This is a genomic window from Thiocapsa sp. (assembly GCF_011390875.1).
Lineage (GTDB): Bacteria > Pseudomonadota > Gammaproteobacteria > Chromatiales > Chromatiaceae > Thiocapsa.
Genome location: NZ_JAABRP010000112.1, coordinates 1 through 16,568, shown reverse-complemented (window position 1 = coordinate 16,568; position 16,568 = coordinate 1). Strand labels below are relative to the sequence as shown.

Here is a 16,568-nt window from a genome sequence, read left to right as displayed (position 1 = left end):
GGGATCCGCACGTTCCAGCCACGTCTGCAGTTGCTCGGAGCGATAGACCCAGTAACCGCCGCAGAAGGCCAGCAGCGGCATCTGCAACAGGAGGTGTGTCTGCATGGACGCTTCGAACAGTCTCGCCGTGACGGGAATCAGCCCGGCGACACAGAACGCCACGGTGAGTGCGAGCGGCCACTGCCGCCACCGTTCATCCGTCATCGGTGATCAAGCCTTCGAGCGCGGGGTCGGTCCAAGCGCTGATGCGGACCAAGTGGCCGTCTCGAATCCAATGGAGCGAGTCACTGTGCGCGAAACCGCCGATGCGGTCGGGGATGACGCGCAATCCGGTCTCGCGGATCAGGGTGCTCAGGATTTGCTCGTCGGCCGGGCGCGCGATGGTCCAGGACGTGCGGGTGCCGCCGAAGCGTTGCCGATACTCGGCGAGACGCTCGGGCGTGTCGTGCGCGGGTTCGATGCTGACGGACAGCAGGCGAACCCCGTTCGAGCCAGCGGCTTCCATGGCGCGCTGGAGCTGACGGTAACGCACCCCGAGTGCTCCGCAGACCGCGGTGCAACGGGTGAAGATGAAACTGACCAGCAGGACCTGATCGTCCCAGTCCGAAAGCCGGACGAGGTTGCCCTGGTCGTCCTGCAATTGCCAGTCGGAGACCGGCGGTTGTTGGCGCATGGCCTGGGTCTGGCGCAAGGTCTCATAGGTGAATGCGGAGAGACCGGCGGTGCTATGCCAGAGCAGCCCTGCCATCAGACACAGGGCCAACGCCACGGAGAGCAGGGTGCGCGGACTCATGCGCGTGCGCCGATTCCTGTGCTTGCCAGCCGCGCGCGCGGCAGCTTCTGCAGAATCGGCACGGCGATCATCAGGGTTCCGATCAGGACGATGCCGCCGGACAGGGCGCCGACGTTGCCGAGCCACTGCCAGCTCTCCTCGTGCACGGCGAAGCGACGCGGCACCGAGAGCGCCCCCGACACCAGAAAACTCAGGCAGAGCAGGGTACCTCCAGTGGCATAGACCGCCACCGCAACAAGCCCGGTACGTCCCTGCTGGCCGTTGGCGCATAGGTAGCTCGCGAATCCGAGCACCATCGGCAAGACGCCCAGCAGCAGATAGAAATGGAAATGGCCCGGCACCCAGAGGGTATTGTGCATCACCAGATTGACGTGAATCATGCCGTCGATCACCGCCGGGATGATTCCCGCCGCCCAGCCGAACAGTGACAGCACCAGCAGACTTGAGGCGGCGTCCCAGCGAATGCCCGATCGGTAGACGAGCATCAGCCCCCCGAAGGCGGTCATCACTAGGACGGGGATGCCGCTGGCATAGGACACGATTTGTCCCATGATCGCCATCCAGGGGGGCATCGCGAAATCCATCAGCAAATGATGGGGGTAGACCGCCAGCACCATCAGTGTCACCGCGAGCCATGCCGCGAGAAAGGGTCGCGAGACACGCCATGGGCGTCGAGCATACAGGGGCAAGATCTCGTAGACCGCGATCACGGCCGAATAGATCGTTGCGTTGATGAACACATGGCCGAAGAAGAAGATAAGATTCTTCATTAGCAGCGCGTCGGGGGCGAGCGCCGGGTAGATCAGATGTAGCATCGTCATGATCAGGACGATCGCGCCCACGGCAATGCCGGCGACATTGACGATGAGCACCATAGCGCTGGCCACTACCGTAGGCGAGTGCGTTGCGTCGATCGGCTCCCGGCCGAACAGCATCGGCAACCCCAAGGCACGGGCAATGCTGCCGTAGCGACGCACGATGGCGACGCCCATATCGAGGTAGACCAAAAGAAAGGCGACCCCCAGCAGCAGGAGGCCGCCGACGAAGGTCAGTGCCGCGCCCTTGCTCCATTGTCCGAGCGAGAAGGCGGGCAGGGGGTAGAGGAAGGTCCACGCGGCGGCGAAATGACCGATCAGGATGGAGCCGACGATCATGGCGACGGCGACCAGGGACAAGAGCAGCGTGGCCAGAAAGATCTTTGGATTCAGTTGCACGTGCTGACTCAAGAAGTACCAATTGACGGCGAGCGCAGCCAATCCAGCCGTGCCCACCATCCCCGCGCCGTGCAAGGTCATCAACTGATAGAAAACATCGGGGGCGAGTGTGAGCATCGTGGCGCCCTGTGCCGCCCGCATCAGCGCGCCGACCAGCATCAGCCCGGCGAAGACCAGCAGACCGATGCCGAGGTAGAGTTTGACGACCGGCGCGCGCTGCGCTTCGGGGGTTGCATATCGTAGTTCAGTCGTGGTCATTTCAGTGCTTCTCCGTGACGGCGATCTCGGCAACCATGGCGTGGTGCGCCACACCGCAATACTCGAGACAGAGCACGCGATACTTGCCGGCGTGCTCGAAGGTGACGTCGAGGTCGTTGAAATAGCCCGGCATCGCCTGTGTTTGTGCGACGATCTTGTCGTCCGGTCCGTAGATCGCGAATCCGTGATTCACGTCTTGCGAGGTCACGCGAAACCTGACAGGCTCCCCGGTTTCGACGCTGTTCGATGCGAGTTCCCATGACCATTGCCGACCGACCGCCTGGATAATCCTGGGCGACTCGGCGCTGGATGCCTGCAGTGGAAACGGGATGAGCGACCAGACGCTCACGAGCACCCCGGCGGCGCAAAGGCCTATGAACCACCAGAGCCGAATGAAGTAGCCTCGTTTGGCAATGCCGCCAAAGTCCTCGTCCCGTGGCCCCGAATTCAGAACGACAAAGCCGAATACCGCAGCAATGAACCCCATGCCGAGAAGACTTACCAGGAGGATACTGATATGCATCGTTATGGCCTGTCCGATGAATTGTCGAGGTAGCGACCGGCTACGGCCAAATGCGGGCCTTTGCGGGCCAGGTTAGGGAGCACCAGGCTCACACGCGATGGAGCCAGCCGCGGTTGAGGCATCCAGCCGGCACTGCGATTACGGCGGGGCAAGTCTAGCCGAATAGATGCATTGAACTTTGAATATGTCCATCCTGGAATTCTCAGAGCATGCTCCGGCGCAAATTTGGACGCATCATTGCGATCCTTTCGGCAATTCGGCTCTCATGACACTGCGACCGTTCTATCGATGCACTCCGGATAGGCATTGATGACTTCCCCGCTTCATCACTAAGCACGATCGATGCCATGTACTCATCAGCGCAACGGATCGCTCGCCGGCGACCGGTGACGCATTGGATGCAAGCCGCCAGAGTCGTTTCTTTCGTCGTGAGGCAGAAGCGCATCGCCGCGGTGCCGCCTCGAACGCCGAGACAAAATGGCCGCGAAATGAGTTGTCCAATGGGACAGAATGTCGCGCCTACGTGCCCAATGGCTCGGTGGCATTGCCGTGGAAGGATCGCGGGCACCAGGGCAATCGCATCAAAATATGGCTCTTTATGCATTCCGGACAGTTCCCGACAGAGTCGAGGCGGGGAGCCGTGGAGAGCACTGGATCCAGCGCGAGGCGGGTCGTGGGGACGGAATACTGTCCCTTTTGAAGTAGCCAGACAGTGCGCCCGATGCTGAACATCCGGAATCTCAACGACGACGCCAAATGTTTCGAGACCGTCCGTGCCCTGCGTTGGCCCGAAGGAGTGCGCTGCGTGAACGGCCCGCGCCGCCTCCGCGGCCATCGCGACCGACGGGGTCGAGCGTCGAGCGTGTGGGACGCCCTGCAGTGCCAAGTCTGCCTCGGCACCGACGGTTTTATGGAGCTCCACCGCGGTTTGGTGAGCGAAGTGATTCTCGACGTTCTGAATTCGCTGATTCCGGCTCCGCTCGAGTGTCCGACACCTCGGGTACCGGCCACGTTTGATCGCTCGCTTGTCGCTCGAGTGCGGCGAGACGGGACCTGTTGCCCGGCCCCGTCTCTCCGAGGCCGTCAGCGGCGCACTTCGAGGATCAAGTTGAAGGGCGTCTCGGCCGCGCGCCGGAAGTGGGTGAAGCCGGCTTTGCGGAACACCTCGGCCAATTTGGCTTCGCCGGCCTGTGCGCCGAGGACGAGCTCGCCGCCCTCGGAGATCGCATGGGCACAGCAGATCGTGCTCGACGCCGCGTAGTACAGGCGGGCGACCGGCGACAGGTTGTGCTCGACCCGGTCGTGGGCGAAGGGCTCGACCAGCATCACCGTGCCGCCGGGGGCCAGCACCCTGGCGGCATAGCGGGCCGCAGCGACCGGATCGCCCAAATCGTGCAGGCAGTCGAAGAAGCAGATGAGTCCGTATTGCTTGTCGGGGTAGTCAACGGCCCGCGCCACGTCGAAGCGCGCGCGCTCGGCGACGCCTGCATCGGCCGCGTTCTGCCGCGCCTCGTCGATCGAGGCCGCATGCACGTCAAAACCATGAAAGCGCGACCGCGGGAAAGCCTGCGCCATGAGAACGGTCGAGTGACCGTGACCGCAGCCCACGTCGGCGACCGCGATGCCGGCCTCGAGCTTCTCGACGACGCCGTCCAGCGCGGGCAGCCATTGCGACACGAGACTTCCCCGATAGCCGTTGCGGTAGAAGGCCGCCACACCGCAGTGCAGGCGACCGTCGTGATCGCCCCAGGCGACGCCCCCGCCGGTGCGAAAGGCCTCGAGGGTCCGCTCCTCGTCGAACCACATCGAGACCGGCACCTGCCAAGCGGGCGGGATGAACACCGGGCTGTCCTCGTCGGCCAGCACCATCGCTTGCTCGGGCGAGAGCTCGTAGGTCTCGCTGACGGCGTGGTAGTCCACGTAGCCACCCGCGGCTTGCGCGTTCAACCACTCGCGCACATAGCGCTCGGCGCAGTCGGTACGGTGGGCGAGCTCACGGGCGCTGAGCGGGCCGGCGCCCGACATGGCCTTGTAGAGTCCGAGCTTGCTGCCGAGGCTGACCATAACGCCGCCGTAGGCGGAGGACAGGTCGCCCACGGCGCGCATGACAAACGACTCCAACTTCGTCTGATCGATCTGGGTTGCGTTCATAGGACGGTTCCTCTTTTGCGATTTCGGCGTGCTCAAACGACGCGTCCATGATTGCCGCGGACCCCGATCTGCAGAAGAGCCTGAATCGCCTAAAATCGGTTCATTCGTGCCACCGTGCACCGCCTGCGTCGAGAGGGCCATACGCCATGACCGAACAAGCGACTCACTGCGGATCGCGTCCCCGGCACGTCAGCCTCGTGGCATTGCCGGACGCGGTGGTCTCGACGCTCGCCGGCATTTTCGATGTCATGAACGGGGTCGCGCTCATGGGGCTGACCCGGCCGGGTCAGCCGGCACCCTTTCAGATCGAGATCGTGGGCGAGGCCGCGGGTGCCTTGGAGCTGGCGAGCGGAATTCCGATCGACGTGCAACGCGCCATCGAGACCATCGAGACGAGCGATATCGTGATCGTCCCCTCGGTGCTGCTGGGCCCGCAAGGTTGGCAAAAGGACCGCTATCCCGGTCTGGTCGAGTGGCTGTACCGGATGCACGAGCGCGGCGCCATGCTCTGCTCGGCTTGTTCCGGGGTCTTCCTCTTGGCCGAGACAGGACTGTTCGACGGCAAGGATACGACCGTGCATTTCGGCTATGCGCGGGCGTTCGCGGCCACCTATCCGGCCGTTCCGATTCATCCCGAGCAGGTCCTCGTCGTCTCCGGGCTGCGCGAGGAGCTGGTGACCTCGGGCGCATCCATGAGCTGGCACGACCTGGTGCTCTACCTCATCGCCCGTGAGGCCGGCGCGACCGTCGCGCAGGAGGTCGCGCGCCTGTTCGCGCTGCAATGGCATCAGGACGGCCTTGCGCCCTATATCGTCTTCGAGGGTAAGGCAGACCACGGCGACGGCGAGATCCAGGGCGCGCAGCACTGGTTGAGCGACCACTTCTCGGTTGCCAATCCGGTGGAGGAGATGATCCGGCGATCGAAGCTCGCCGAGCGTACCTTCAAGCGGCGTTTCCTCGGTGCGACCGGCCTCACGCCGATCGCCTACGTCCAGCGCCTGCGGATCGACGATGCCAAGCGTCGGCTCGAACGGACCGACGCGTCGATCGACGAGGTCAGCTGGCGGGTTGGTTACGAAGACCCGGCCTTCTTCCGGCGCCTGTTCAAACGCACCACCGGCCTTGCCCCGAGTGCATATCGCAAGCGCTTTCGCATACCCGAATTCGCGCGGCCTCGGTCGCGAAATTGACGCGACGTACACGGAACGCACGGGTCGGCATTGACTCAAGGGTTCCGGGACTGTGTATGTCACTCTTTGATAGGGCGAGCGTCGGCTGTCCGCGCGACTTCGGACTCCGACCGGCGAAATTCGTGCGTCCGGACGTTGCGCGTGCCGTCGCTTTCATCACCGAGGCCGCCACTCGGGGAGGAGCGAACGGCAAAAGGGGTTTGTGTATCCTATACTGAGCGGACGACCGACTGTTTGCTGCCGGAAATTGTAGGGATTGTGTGACTGGCGTCTGTTGTGCGCCAACTACTTGCATCACTCCAAAGCGCGGCGGTGCGCGAACGGCCTGTAGGCATTTGCCCTTCATTCGTCTGTGGACTCCCTGACCCATGAGCCAAGGTAACGTAGCAATAGAAAGCATCGGTAGCGTCATTAGCGCAGCGATCGATGTTTTGGCCGAAGCGAATCCCGATGATCCGGAGACCCAGGCGCGCGCCCATTCCATGCGCTACGCACTGGTTAAATTCGTCAACCTCGCCGTGAGCGTAAGCAGCGACGGAACACAGGTGAACATGGACGGCGATAGCACGCCGATGGGCTCCGCCGAAGACATCGAGGTCGCCGGCAACCAGCTTCTGCTTGCCACCACGGGATTGGTCGCGGACTTGGAGACCGCCGGTTTTCTCGAAGAGCTGAAACAACTGCACCATGCGGTCGCCGGCCTGGCGGTATCGATTGCCCGCTTCGGTGCCAAGCTCGAAGGTCTGGAGCCCGTGGCGAATGCCTTCGCCGCGTTGGCCGACGAGACCCCTGAGCCCGAGCGGCTGGCAACGCTCGGCTACTTGATGGAAGAGGCGCTAATTGCCTTCAGCCCAAGCGTGGAGTCCGGCATCGAGCCCGCCGAATCGTCGCGCCTGATGCACATCGCGTTGGGCAGTGTCTCCATCCGCAGTCACGACACCGAGCTAATGGAGTGTGCCTTCGATCGAATGGCGCAACACATGCCGGCAGATTTGCCGGCCTTCTTACGCGAGGCGGTTGTCGAGATGGAGCAGACTGGCCACCCCGAAGAGGTCAAGGCGGTGATCCGGGCCTACCACGAACGACATAGTCCACGAACCATCCGCTGAGCGAAGAGCCTGGCGTACGCCGGCTTACACCAACTGCGATGCCTCGGGCAGCTGGAACGGGTAGCACGTGATGTTCGAGGAGGGGAAGCGCTTCGATGCGGGTGGCCACAGCCAGTTCGGCATGCTATTACCAACAACCTCCGCTGGCGTCGCGCTGCGCCTGCAGCGCGAGCACGAAGTCGGCGGCGCGTTGCAGGCCGATCCAAAGCGTTTGCGGCCCCGGATAGTCGTCGCCTTCGCGGTTGAGGGAATCAGCACATGGCCTCACGCCGCGACATCCGCAACCAGATCGACGCCTTCCGATCTCTCTGTGATCGGGAAACCCCGGAACGTGTGCTGGCTGCGGCTCGGGGAGCATTGGCGGATCGGCATCGCCTGATGGTCGCCAAGGCCGCGGACCTCGCCGGTGATCGGCTGATCTATGCGCTTGAGCCGGACCTGAACGCGGCCTATCGCCGTTTCCTGGAAGATCCCGCAAAGCGCGACCCGGGCTGTAGTGCCAAGGGCGCGATCGCACGCGCGCTGGTCGCGCTGGACAGTCAGGATGCGGGCTTCTTCATCGCAGGCATCCACTATCGCCAACCCGAACCGGTGTGGGGCGGCAGCGTCGATACGGCCGTCGATCTGCGTGTGAGCTGCGCCATCGGGCTCGCGGCCACGAGCGATCCGCGTGCCCTGATCCATCTGGTCGACCTGCTCCACGACCCTGAGCCCCATGCCCGCAGCGGCGCGGCGCGTGCGATTGCCTGCACGCAACCCTTGGCGGCCGAGGCGGTGCTGCGGTCCAAGGCGCTCGGCGGCGATCCGGAGCCGGAGGTCACGGGCGACTGTCTTGTCGCACTCTTGCAGGTGGCCGGGGAGGATGCGCTCGACTTCGTGGGCGGTTTCCTCGTGACGCCGAGCATGGAGATCAATGGCCTCGCCGCCCTCGCGCTCGGGGAGTCGCGGCTCGACGGCGCCTTGGATCTTCTGCGCGAGCGTTGGGACGCCGAGCCCTTCAAGCGCAGCGCGGAGCATCTACTGCTGCGGGCGGCGGCGCTGCACCGCAGCGAGGCGGCGCTCGACTGGCTCGTCTCGATTGTCGCGGATGCGGATCGCGCGAGCGCCGAGGTCGCGATTGCCGAGCTGGGTGCCTATCGCAACAACGCTCGGCTGCGGGCGCGGCTGGAGGGCGTAATCGCAGAGCGTGACGATCCCCGACTCGGCGCAGGCTATGCGAAGGCCTTTCCGCTCAAGACGCCGGGGGCATAAGGCGCCCCGGTGTCGACCGCTATCGGCCGCTCGTCTCCACCGCCGCAAACCCCTCCTCCGACCGCTCGTTCAACGGGGCGTGCTCCCAGACAAACCCCTCAAGCTCATAGCCGAGGACCATCGACTTGCCGTCGACCGAGACCAGGATCTCGACCCGCTCGGGCGAGCGGATGGTCCGATTCTCGACCGCGGTGATCGAGTCCGGGAAGCGCTTTTCCAAGTCGCGACAGACCAGCTCCGAGACGGGGCCGATGTCGCCGATTTCCGGTGGATCGGGTGTGCACATCGCCAAGCCTTCGAACGTTGCGAACGACAGGCAGGCAATCAGGGGTAGCTTCGTCATGGTCGTGTCCTCCTCGTCGGTGGTCGACAGATCCCGCCGTCCGAGTCCGACGCGATGCATCATCGGGCTTGCCGGACTGCGGGGGTTGTCTTAAGGCTTAGGCGAATCGGCACAAATTGTCCTGACGAAAAAACGCCGAAAGTCGGATGATTCCCCGCCGGGCATTTCGTCGTTTCTCCGTCGGCTAGACTCAGCAACAACGGCTCGTCACAACCCTGGCGAGATTGGGACTTTGACCGGCGCAGACGAACCTTTCGGAGTGATCCCTTTCGAGCCATGACCCATCCAAGCCCGCCAAACATGCCCGAAGACTTCGCCCGCTCTTGGGACGCACGCTACGAAGGCGCGACAGCGATCCCGAAACCGGCCCTGGTGTTGCGCCAATGGCCGCACTTGATCCCCGATGGAGGCAGCGCGCTCGACTTTGCCTGCGGACTGGGCGGCAATGCGCTCTGGCTGGCCGAGCGGGGTTTCCGGGTCTCGGCATGGGACCTGTCCCCCACCGCCGTCGCGCGGCTCCGGGAGGCGACGCGACTACAAGGACTGCACCTCGATGCCCGGGTCCGCGACCTCACCGCACTGCCGCCGAGTCCGGAGAGCTTCGACCTGATCGTGGTCGCGCACTTCCTGGATCGCGATCTGGCCCCGAGCATCGCCGCCGCTCTGCGTCCGGGCGGTCTGCTCTTCTATCAAACCTTTTCGCGTGAGTCCCGCGGCACCCACGGCCCGACCAATCCGGCCTACCGGCTTGCCCGCAACGAGCTGATCACGCTCTTTCCCGACCTGACCATCCGCGCCTATCGAGCCGAAGGTCGACTCGCCGCACCCGAGAGCGGTTTGGGCGACCTGGCCTTGATGGTTGCCCAACGGGTTTGAGAGGCGGAGAGCGACATGAGCGCGCGACTGCACATCCAATTGCTGGGCGGTTTCACGCTCAAGCGCGACGGCGCACCCGTCACGCTGCCGACCCGCAAGGCCGCTGCACTCCTGGCCATCCTCGCGATGCCGCCGGGCACCCTCATCACGCGCGAGCGTCTCGCCGATCTGCTCTGGTCACGCAGCGCCGAGGCGCAGGCGCGCGGCAGTCTTCGCCAAGCCGTGGCGCAGCTTCGCAAGGCCCTGGAGGATGAGTCCGGCATGCTGATCGAAACGGTAGGCCCAGGCCTTCGCCTCGTGTCGCCGAGGGTCGAGGTGGATGCAGGGACCCTGGAGCGGGCGCTGGCCGCAGGATCTCCGGCCGACCTTGAGCTGGCCGGGCGGCTGTATCAGGGCGAGTTCTTGGCGGGACTCGCGATCGGGGAGGCGCCGTTCGAGGATTGGAGAGCGACGGAAGCGGAACGGTTGCGGCGACTTCTGCTGCGCGGGTTACAGGCCCTGCTGGGTCGGCATATCGAGCGGGGCGACTTGGAGGCGAGTCTCGATCTGGGCGAGCGCTTGGTGCGGCTGGAGCCGCTCGCCGAGGAGACCTATCAGGCCTTGATGCACCTGCATCTCGACCGCGGCGCGTTGGGCCCGGCCATGCGGGAGTATCAGCGTTGCCGGGCGGCCTTGGCGGCGGGCCTGGGTGTCGCGCCTTCGGCCGCAACCGAGGCGCTTCGGCGAGCGCTCCGCGCACGGCCACACGCTCACCCATCCGCCAGGGAGGATACCGAGTCCGGGGCCCTGCCGGTTCTCGCGGTCCTGCCCTTCTCGGATACGGGCGAGACCGCCGAGGACGCACGGCGCGATTACTTCGTCCGTGGCTTTACCGAGGACGTCGTCTCTGCACTCGCGCGCTTCCGGTCGCTGCGGGTGATCTCGGCGCAGTCGTCCTTCGCCGAGGCGGATCTGCAGGCTAGTCCGCGCGAGATCGCGGAAGGTCTCGGCGCACATTATCTGCTCGTAGGCAGCCTCGGACGCAGCGAGGATCGTGTGCGCCTGAGCACAGAGCTGCTGGATGTGCGCGCCGGCCATCTGCTCTGGTCCGATCGTCACGAGGTCGCGACCACCCGCATTCCGGAGACCCGAGATACGATCGCCCGCGGCGTGGCCGCGGCTCTGGTGGTCCGCATCGACGGCGATCTGCTGCGCCAAGCCATGCGCAAGCCGCTCGACAGCCTGGAGGTCTACGATTGCTGGCTGCGCGGCATGGCCCGACTGCGTCAGGGTACGCCCGAGAGCCTAGCCGAGGGTCGACCGCTGTTTCGCCGGGCGCTCGAGCTGGACCCGGGATTTGCCCGGGCCCACTCGGGTCTGTCGCTGACCTACTTCAACGAGTGGAGCTGTCTCGCCTGGCAACGCTGGCATGAGGACGAGCGCATGGCCTTCGAGCATGCGCGCGACGGCGCCGCCCTGGACGAGACCGACCATGTCACCCACTTCGTGCTCGGGCGGGTCCTCTTGTATCGCCGCGAATTTGCGCGCGCCGAGCAGCACCTGGATCGCGCCGAGGTGCTCAACCCCAACGATGCCGACATGCTCGCGCAACTGGCTATCGCCGATGCCTTCCTGGGGCGCCCCGAGCGGGGCGCCGAGCGAATCGAGCTGGCGATGCGCCTCAACCCATATCACGACGACTGGTACTTCGCCTACGCGGTCTATCCCAACTTCGTGGGCCGCCGGCTGGAGACGGCGATCGCTTACGCTTTGAAGGCACCCCACGTGGCCACCGATGTCACCGCCTACCTGGCCGCAGCCAGTGCCCACCTCGGACAGATGGAAGCGGCCCGTCGGCATCTCGCCTCCTTTCGGGAGATGTTTCGGCGCAACATTATGCAGGGCCGCGAGCCGGCCGCGGAGGAGCCGATGCGCTGGCTGTTGCACGTCAATCCCTTCAGCCGGATCGAGGACGCGCACTTCTGGGCCGAGGGGCTGGCCCGGGCCGGGCTGGTCATTCCGGATGATCTCTGGCGCGATTTTCCCGATGGACCCTGGCCCGGCTAAACCTTTAAACCGCGCCAGCTCCAGCAATCGTCGAGTCTGCCGGGGCCGATCCCATCCAAAAACACCCCATACCGCGCTGGGCGCGGTTTAGATCAGAAGTACTGACAATGGTCCGCCCGCGCGGCGATCTCCTGGAGAAAGACGCCCGGATCCACGATCCCCGTGGCTTCGGGTAAGAGGTCGTCTTCGGCGACATCGAACGTCATGGCGGCCAAGCGACAGCCATGCAGCCGGACATGACCGGTCGAGACGAGCAGCTTCAGAAAGTCCTGGATCTCCAGCGGATCCCCGTCCCGCCGCAGCCGTTGCTTTAGCCAGTCCTCGCGGTGGGCATAACGCGGATCCATCCGACACTCGCGCACGCCCTCGGTCGTGAGGAGTCGCACCGACCAGAGAACGAAGAGGATGTCCACCTCGACGCCCTTGCGGCCCATCTCCCACGCGAAGGTCAGCGGCGTCAAGAGCCGGTCGAAGGCGTCGTCGCGGATGACGATGGCGAGGCGCCGGATGGGCGGCGCCGCGGACAGGTCGGCCTGTCCCGCATCCGGCCAACCATCCGAGCGGGCGGTCGGACTCTCCTCGGATCGAAGCATGACGGCATCCGTGTCGGGGCCGGTGGTGGGCCGCCCGGGGGTTTGTAGCGCTTGAATCGTTGCGGATGACATGATTTCGACTCCAGCCGCCGGGGGTCGCGCAGACCCCGGCGCCGTTTCGTATTGAAGGGTTTAAGCAACCTGCCGGACGCGGGGTTCGGCGGCTCTCGCGAGCAGGACACGCGCACTCGCGCTGTCCGGCTTGAGATCGATCCGCTCGGCGATCAGCGCCCGTGCCAAGGCGAGCTGTCCGTCGCGAACCGCGGCCTCGATCAAGGTCAGGTCGAGCAGATCCCGCTGGGCATGGCTGCCGCCGAACCGATTGGCCCGATCCCGGACGGGTCGCAGCAGACGCACCGTCTCGGCAAAGTCGCCCTCGCCGAAGGCGTGGATCGCGCGGGTGACCGGTGACCCGACCTCGCGGACGAAGAAACGCTTGTCGTCCGAGCCGTCCACCGCGTGCGCTTGTGCCGCGAAGACACGCTCGGCGGCCCCTCGCCGCTGCGCAGCCGTAAAGGCCATCATGGCGTGGGCATCGTTGAAGGCGTAGTTGCCCGCGTCCGCGATCGGCTCCCAGCCGTCCGCCACGGCTTGCCAGCGCTCCCCGAGCGGGATACCCCGAAGCTTCAGGCGCCACAGGAGTGCGGAGGCGTCGATCATGTCGAGCACGACCCTGGAGCGCTGACCGTAGATGGGTCCGTCGAACAGCCGCAGGACCTCGTCGACCTCGTCCAACTCCAGGTGATAGAGCGCCAGGTGCCACCAGTTGTGCACCGCGAAGAAGTTGTCGACGGACCAGGCATCCGAGTCGCTGCGCAGCCACGCGATGCCTTCGGTCGTGCGGCCCTGCATCTCCATGACATGGGCAACGGCATGCCAGGCCCAGGCATCCCGGCGCTCCAACTCGACGGCGCGCCGCCCCGCGGCCTCCGCACGCGCGTAAAGCCCCGTCTCCTCCAGTCCGAAGGCGTGCATTCCGATGATCGCGTGATAGCCGGGCATGTCGGCCGACCACGAGGGCAAGGCACGGGCGATGCGGTCGCGCAGTAGGCGCGACGCGCCGGTATAGAAGTCCACGACATGTCCGACCTGCAGCGCGAGGATGTCGTTCGGGTAGTCGATGGCGATGTCCTCCAGGATCCGCGAGGCGACATGCCACTCGCTGTCCACGAGGTGCTGTACCGCGGTCAGATGGGCACGCTCGCGCGCCGCGCTCGGCAGGGTTCCGGCGGCCTCCAGATCCGCGCGGGCCACGGCGAATCCGTCCGGCTCGGTCCCCAGCAGATGCAGATAGGCATGGAGCACCCGGGCCATGACGAACTCCGGACTCCGGCTCGACGCCTGCTCCGTGATCGCCACCGGGTCGCCCCGATAGCATTGAAACGCGTGGAGCGCCTGGTGGTAGAGATCGGCCGCGGTCGCATCGGCGCCGCTCATGGGAAGGCCGAGGGCATCTTTTCGGGTCATTGCGATTCCTCCTCGCTCAAACTCTCGTCTGTAGGTTGATCCACCGGGATGCTCCGGTGTTGACGAAAGCCTATGACCCGCCCGTTATTCGGCCGTGAAACCGGCGTGAAAGATGGAGTAAAAATGTGGACAACCGGTGGCGCAGCCTCGGTGCAGCGGACGGGCTGTGCGCTTTCCGGGAGATCGATCACTGGTTGAACGCCGGCCGCACGCCGGGCTGTCTGAGGAGGCGCTCGGCAACATCATCGGGCGCGACCGCAGCTCCTTAGAGGACGTCAACTCGTCGTAGCTCGCGTCGACCCTTAAACCTGCGGGGCGATGGCCGCTACGACCCCTGGAGCACGCCCCGCGCGGCGCACGACGGATCGAGGTCGGTATCTTCTCGGCTTGCGTCTCGGGACGTTGCGCCGGAGCGCGACAGATACAGCGTCATGTCCTCCACCGATAATGGCCGGCTGACCAGGTAGCCCTGAATCAGGTCGCAATGCAGCGCGCGCAGATAGTCGGCCTGCGCTTGCGTTTCGACGCCTTCGGCAACGACCTCGGATCCGAGACTGTGACCGAGCGCGATGATGGCCTTGACGATCGAGGCATTGCTGAGGTTCGTCGTCACGTCGCGTACGAAGGAGATGTCGATTTTGAGCTCATGGATCTCGATATGCTGCAGATAGGCGAGCGAGGAATAGCCTGTGCCGAAATCGTCGATCGACAGACGGACGCCCAATGCGCGCAACTCGGCCAGTGCCTTGAAGGACTGCTCGCGGTCGGCGATGACGAAGCTCTCGGTGATCTCCAACTCCAGCCGCTCGGGCGGAATCCCCGTCTCGCGCAGCGCGTGCTTGACCGACTCGATCAGGTGTTCCCGGCTCAACTGGACGGCGGAGACATTCACCGCAGTCCGGCGCGGCGCCAACCCGGCGTCGAGCCAGGCCTTGATCTGGCGGCAGGCCATGTGCAGCACCCAGTCCCCCAGTGGTACGACCAGCCCGCTTTCCTCGGCCAGCGGGATGAAGTCGCCGGGCGGGATCATGCCTCGCTCGGGATGGTGCCAGCGCACCAGCGCCTCCAGTCCGACGGTCTCTCCGCTCGTCAGATCGGTCTGCGGTTGATAGTAAAGGAGCAATTCGTTGCCCTCGATGGCATGTCGCAGCTCGGCCTCCAGCGTGAGGCGATCCTTTGCCCGGGTGGTCAACTCCGGCGAGAAAAAACGCAGGATGCCTCGTCCCTGCTGTTTGGCCTGGTTGAGAGCCGCGTCGGCACTGCTTTGCAGGGTTTCGATCTCTTGGCCGTCGGCGGGATAGAGTGCGATGCCGATACTGACGCCGATATAGATGTGCCGTTCGTCGATGATGAAAGGTTCGTTCAGGGCGTCGATCAGGTGTTGCGCGAGCAGGTCGATACCGGGCAGTCTCCGGCCGCGTTCCAGGATCAGGTTAAACTCGTCGCCGCCGATGCGCGCCAGCGCGTTGCCGTCGGGTAGTGCGTCCCGGAGACGCCGGCCTACCGCGATCAGCAGCTGATCGCCTTGGCTGTGACCGAGGCTTTCGTTGACGGTCTTGAAGTTATCGAGGTCAAGAAACAGCAGCGCGAACTCGGTGCCGGTGCGTTCGGCACGCGCGATCGCGCGGGTCAACAGCTCGTGAAACAGCGAGCGATTGGGCAAACCGGTCAAGGGATCGCGATAGGTTAGAAAATCGACTTTCTGTTCGGCGCGACGACGTTCGGTGACGTCGCGATGGGAGCCACGCCAACCAATGAAACGGCCCGCTTCGTCGAGAACCGGCTTACAGACGTGCTCGAGCCAACGCTCGTCGCCATCGCGGGTGTGGATGCGGAAGCTCAGCGGAACGGGATGCGTACCGAGCAAACCCTGACGATGCATTTGCCAAGCATTCAGATCGTCCGGGTGGATGATTGAGTCCATGAGCCCGGGATCGGCGAAGAACTCGGCCGGTGCGTAACCCGACACCTCCCGACAGGCAGGCGAGACGTACCGGTAGGCGCCATCGGGCGCCAGCCAGTATTCCCAATTGGGCGAATAGTCGGCGAGGATGCGGTATTTCTCCTCGCTCTCGCGCAGCGCCGCTTGGGCGTCCCGCCGTGCGCGCTGATCCTCCGTCTCGCGCAGAGAGCGTTTGATTGCGGGGACCAGGCGGATCAGGTGGTCCTTCAGGACGAAATCCCCGACCCCGCAGTGCAGCAGCTCCACCGCCCGTTCCTCGCCCACCGTACCGGAGAGCAGAATGACCGGCAGCTCCGGGCAGCGCGCACGAATCATCCCCAGGGTCGACACGAAGTCCATGCCGGGGATCTTGTAGTCGGCCAGCGCGAGCGTCCAGGGTGATGCGGCAGTCAGGGCCGCCTCCAACTCCTCGTTGCTGGCGACCCGGGTACAGTCGGCCGCCAGGCCCTCCTTGTGCAGATGGCGGACAAGCAGACGAAAATCGGCCGGGTTGTCCTCGATGACCAGCAGGTTGAGTGGCGGCTCGGGCGATGCGTTCATCTCGGCGGACCCATGCTCAGAGCCTCGGCGGATGGTTGATCAGCAGCCAGTAGCTGCCCAAGTGGGCGACGGTCTCCGCGAAGGTGGCGAAATCCAGCGGCTTGCGCACGAAGCTGTTGGCCCCGCTCTCGTAGCTGCGCATCCGATCGTTCTCCTCGTCCGAGGAGGTCAAAATGACCACCGGCAGCAGACCTGTGCGCGGATCCGCGCGCAGACGCGCCAGGACCTCCAGGCCGGAGAGGCGGGGCAGC

At 65.0% G+C, this 16,568-nt stretch carries 15 protein-coding genes; 5 read left to right on the top strand and 10 right to left on the bottom strand.

The genetic code is table 11. From position 1 onward, the window contains the following. Positions 1-193: 193 nt before the first annotated feature. The 4 genes from GPT33_RS10690 to GPT33_RS10675 form a co-directional block, all read right to left on the bottom strand. Complete coding sequence (locus GPT33_RS10690) at positions 194-793, bottom strand: SCO family protein (RefSeq protein ID WP_296808539.1); 600 nt, start codon at positions 791-793, stop codon at positions 194-196. Further along, positions 790-2,265, bottom strand: a complete 1,476-nt coding sequence (locus GPT33_RS10685; protein ID WP_296808536.1) for a cbb3-type cytochrome c oxidase subunit I — start codon at positions 2,263-2,265, stop codon at positions 790-792. The genes GPT33_RS10690 and GPT33_RS10685 overlap by 4 nt, the downstream gene beginning before the upstream one ends. 1 nt (position 2,266) lies before the next feature. Further along, positions 2,267-2,788, bottom strand: a complete 522-nt coding sequence (locus GPT33_RS10680) for a hypothetical protein (protein ID WP_296808534.1) — start codon at positions 2,786-2,788, stop codon at positions 2,267-2,269. A 1,083-nt stretch (positions 2,789-3,871) separates the two neighbouring features. Then, positions 3,872-4,894 carry a class I SAM-dependent methyltransferase gene (locus tag GPT33_RS10675; RefSeq protein ID WP_296808531.1) on the bottom strand — a complete coding sequence of 341 codons (1,023 nt, stop codon included), beginning with the start codon at positions 4,892-4,894 and terminating at the stop codon, positions 3,872-3,874. A 191-nt stretch (positions 4,895-5,085) separates the two neighbouring features. Here GPT33_RS10675 and GPT33_RS10670 point away from each other — a divergent pair, with 191 nt between their 5' ends. Together GPT33_RS10670 and GPT33_RS10665 are read left to right on the top strand one after the other, a co-directional pair. Then, on the top strand, positions 5,086-6,129 hold the full coding sequence (locus tag GPT33_RS10670) for a helix-turn-helix domain-containing protein (protein WP_296808529.1): 1,044 nt from the start codon (positions 5,086-5,088) through the stop codon (positions 6,127-6,129). Positions 6,130-6,560: 431 nt separating this feature from the next. Next, a complete protein-coding gene (locus tag GPT33_RS10665; protein ID WP_296808526.1) occupies positions 6,561-7,238 on the top strand; it encodes a hypothetical protein in 678 nt (225 codons plus the stop codon). Positions 7,239-7,365: 127 nt separating this feature from the next. Here GPT33_RS10665 and GPT33_RS10660 read toward each other — a convergent pair whose 3' ends face one another. Then, the gene (locus tag GPT33_RS10660) at positions 7,366-7,506 is read right to left on the bottom strand and encodes a hypothetical protein (protein WP_296808542.1); all 141 of its coding nucleotides are present in this window, start codon (positions 7,504-7,506) and stop codon (positions 7,366-7,368) included. On the opposite strand from GPT33_RS10660, the gene GPT33_RS10655 reads away from it, so the two are divergent. Next, the gene (locus tag GPT33_RS10655; protein ID WP_296808523.1) at positions 7,497-8,489 is read left to right on the top strand and encodes a hypothetical protein; all 993 of its coding nucleotides are present in this window, start codon (positions 7,497-7,499) and stop codon (positions 8,487-8,489) included. The genes GPT33_RS10660 and GPT33_RS10655 overlap by 10 nt on opposite strands. A gap of 19 nt (positions 8,490-8,508) precedes the next feature. On the opposite strand, the gene GPT33_RS10650 is transcribed toward GPT33_RS10655, so the two are convergent. Then, a complete protein-coding gene (locus tag GPT33_RS10650) occupies positions 8,509-8,832 on the bottom strand; it encodes a hypothetical protein (protein WP_296808520.1) in 324 nt (107 codons plus the stop codon). A 300-nt stretch (positions 8,833-9,132) separates the two neighbouring features. On the opposite strand from GPT33_RS10650, the gene GPT33_RS10645 reads away from it, so the two are divergent. Next, positions 9,133-9,708 carry a class I SAM-dependent methyltransferase gene (locus GPT33_RS10645; protein ID WP_296808517.1) on the top strand — a complete coding sequence of 192 codons (576 nt, stop codon included), beginning with the start codon at positions 9,133-9,135 and terminating at the stop codon, positions 9,706-9,708. A gap of 15 nt (positions 9,709-9,723) precedes the next feature. Continuing rightward, complete coding sequence (locus GPT33_RS10640; protein ID WP_296808513.1) at positions 9,724-11,754, top strand: BTAD domain-containing putative transcriptional regulator; 2,031 nt, start codon at positions 9,724-9,726, stop codon at positions 11,752-11,754. Between the two features lie 92 nt (positions 11,755-11,846). On the opposite strand, the gene GPT33_RS10635 is transcribed toward GPT33_RS10640, so the two are convergent. The 4 genes from GPT33_RS10635 to GPT33_RS10620 form a co-directional block, all read right to left on the bottom strand. After that, positions 11,847-12,419, bottom strand: a complete 573-nt coding sequence (locus GPT33_RS10635) for a hypothetical protein (RefSeq protein ID WP_296808510.1) — start codon at positions 12,417-12,419, stop codon at positions 11,847-11,849. Between the two features lie 60 nt (positions 12,420-12,479). Continuing rightward, positions 12,480-13,814, bottom strand: a complete 1,335-nt coding sequence (locus GPT33_RS10630) for a tetratricopeptide repeat protein (RefSeq protein WP_296808508.1) — start codon at positions 13,812-13,814, stop codon at positions 12,480-12,482. 325 nt (positions 13,815-14,139) lie between these two features. Next, a complete protein-coding gene (locus GPT33_RS10625) occupies positions 14,140-16,317 on the bottom strand; it encodes an EAL domain-containing protein (RefSeq protein ID WP_296808505.1) in 2,178 nt (725 codons plus the stop codon). A gap of 16 nt (positions 16,318-16,333) precedes the next feature. Beyond that, on the bottom strand, positions 16,334-16,568 hold a 235-nt coding region (locus GPT33_RS10620; protein WP_296808503.1), incomplete at its 5' end, for a response regulator.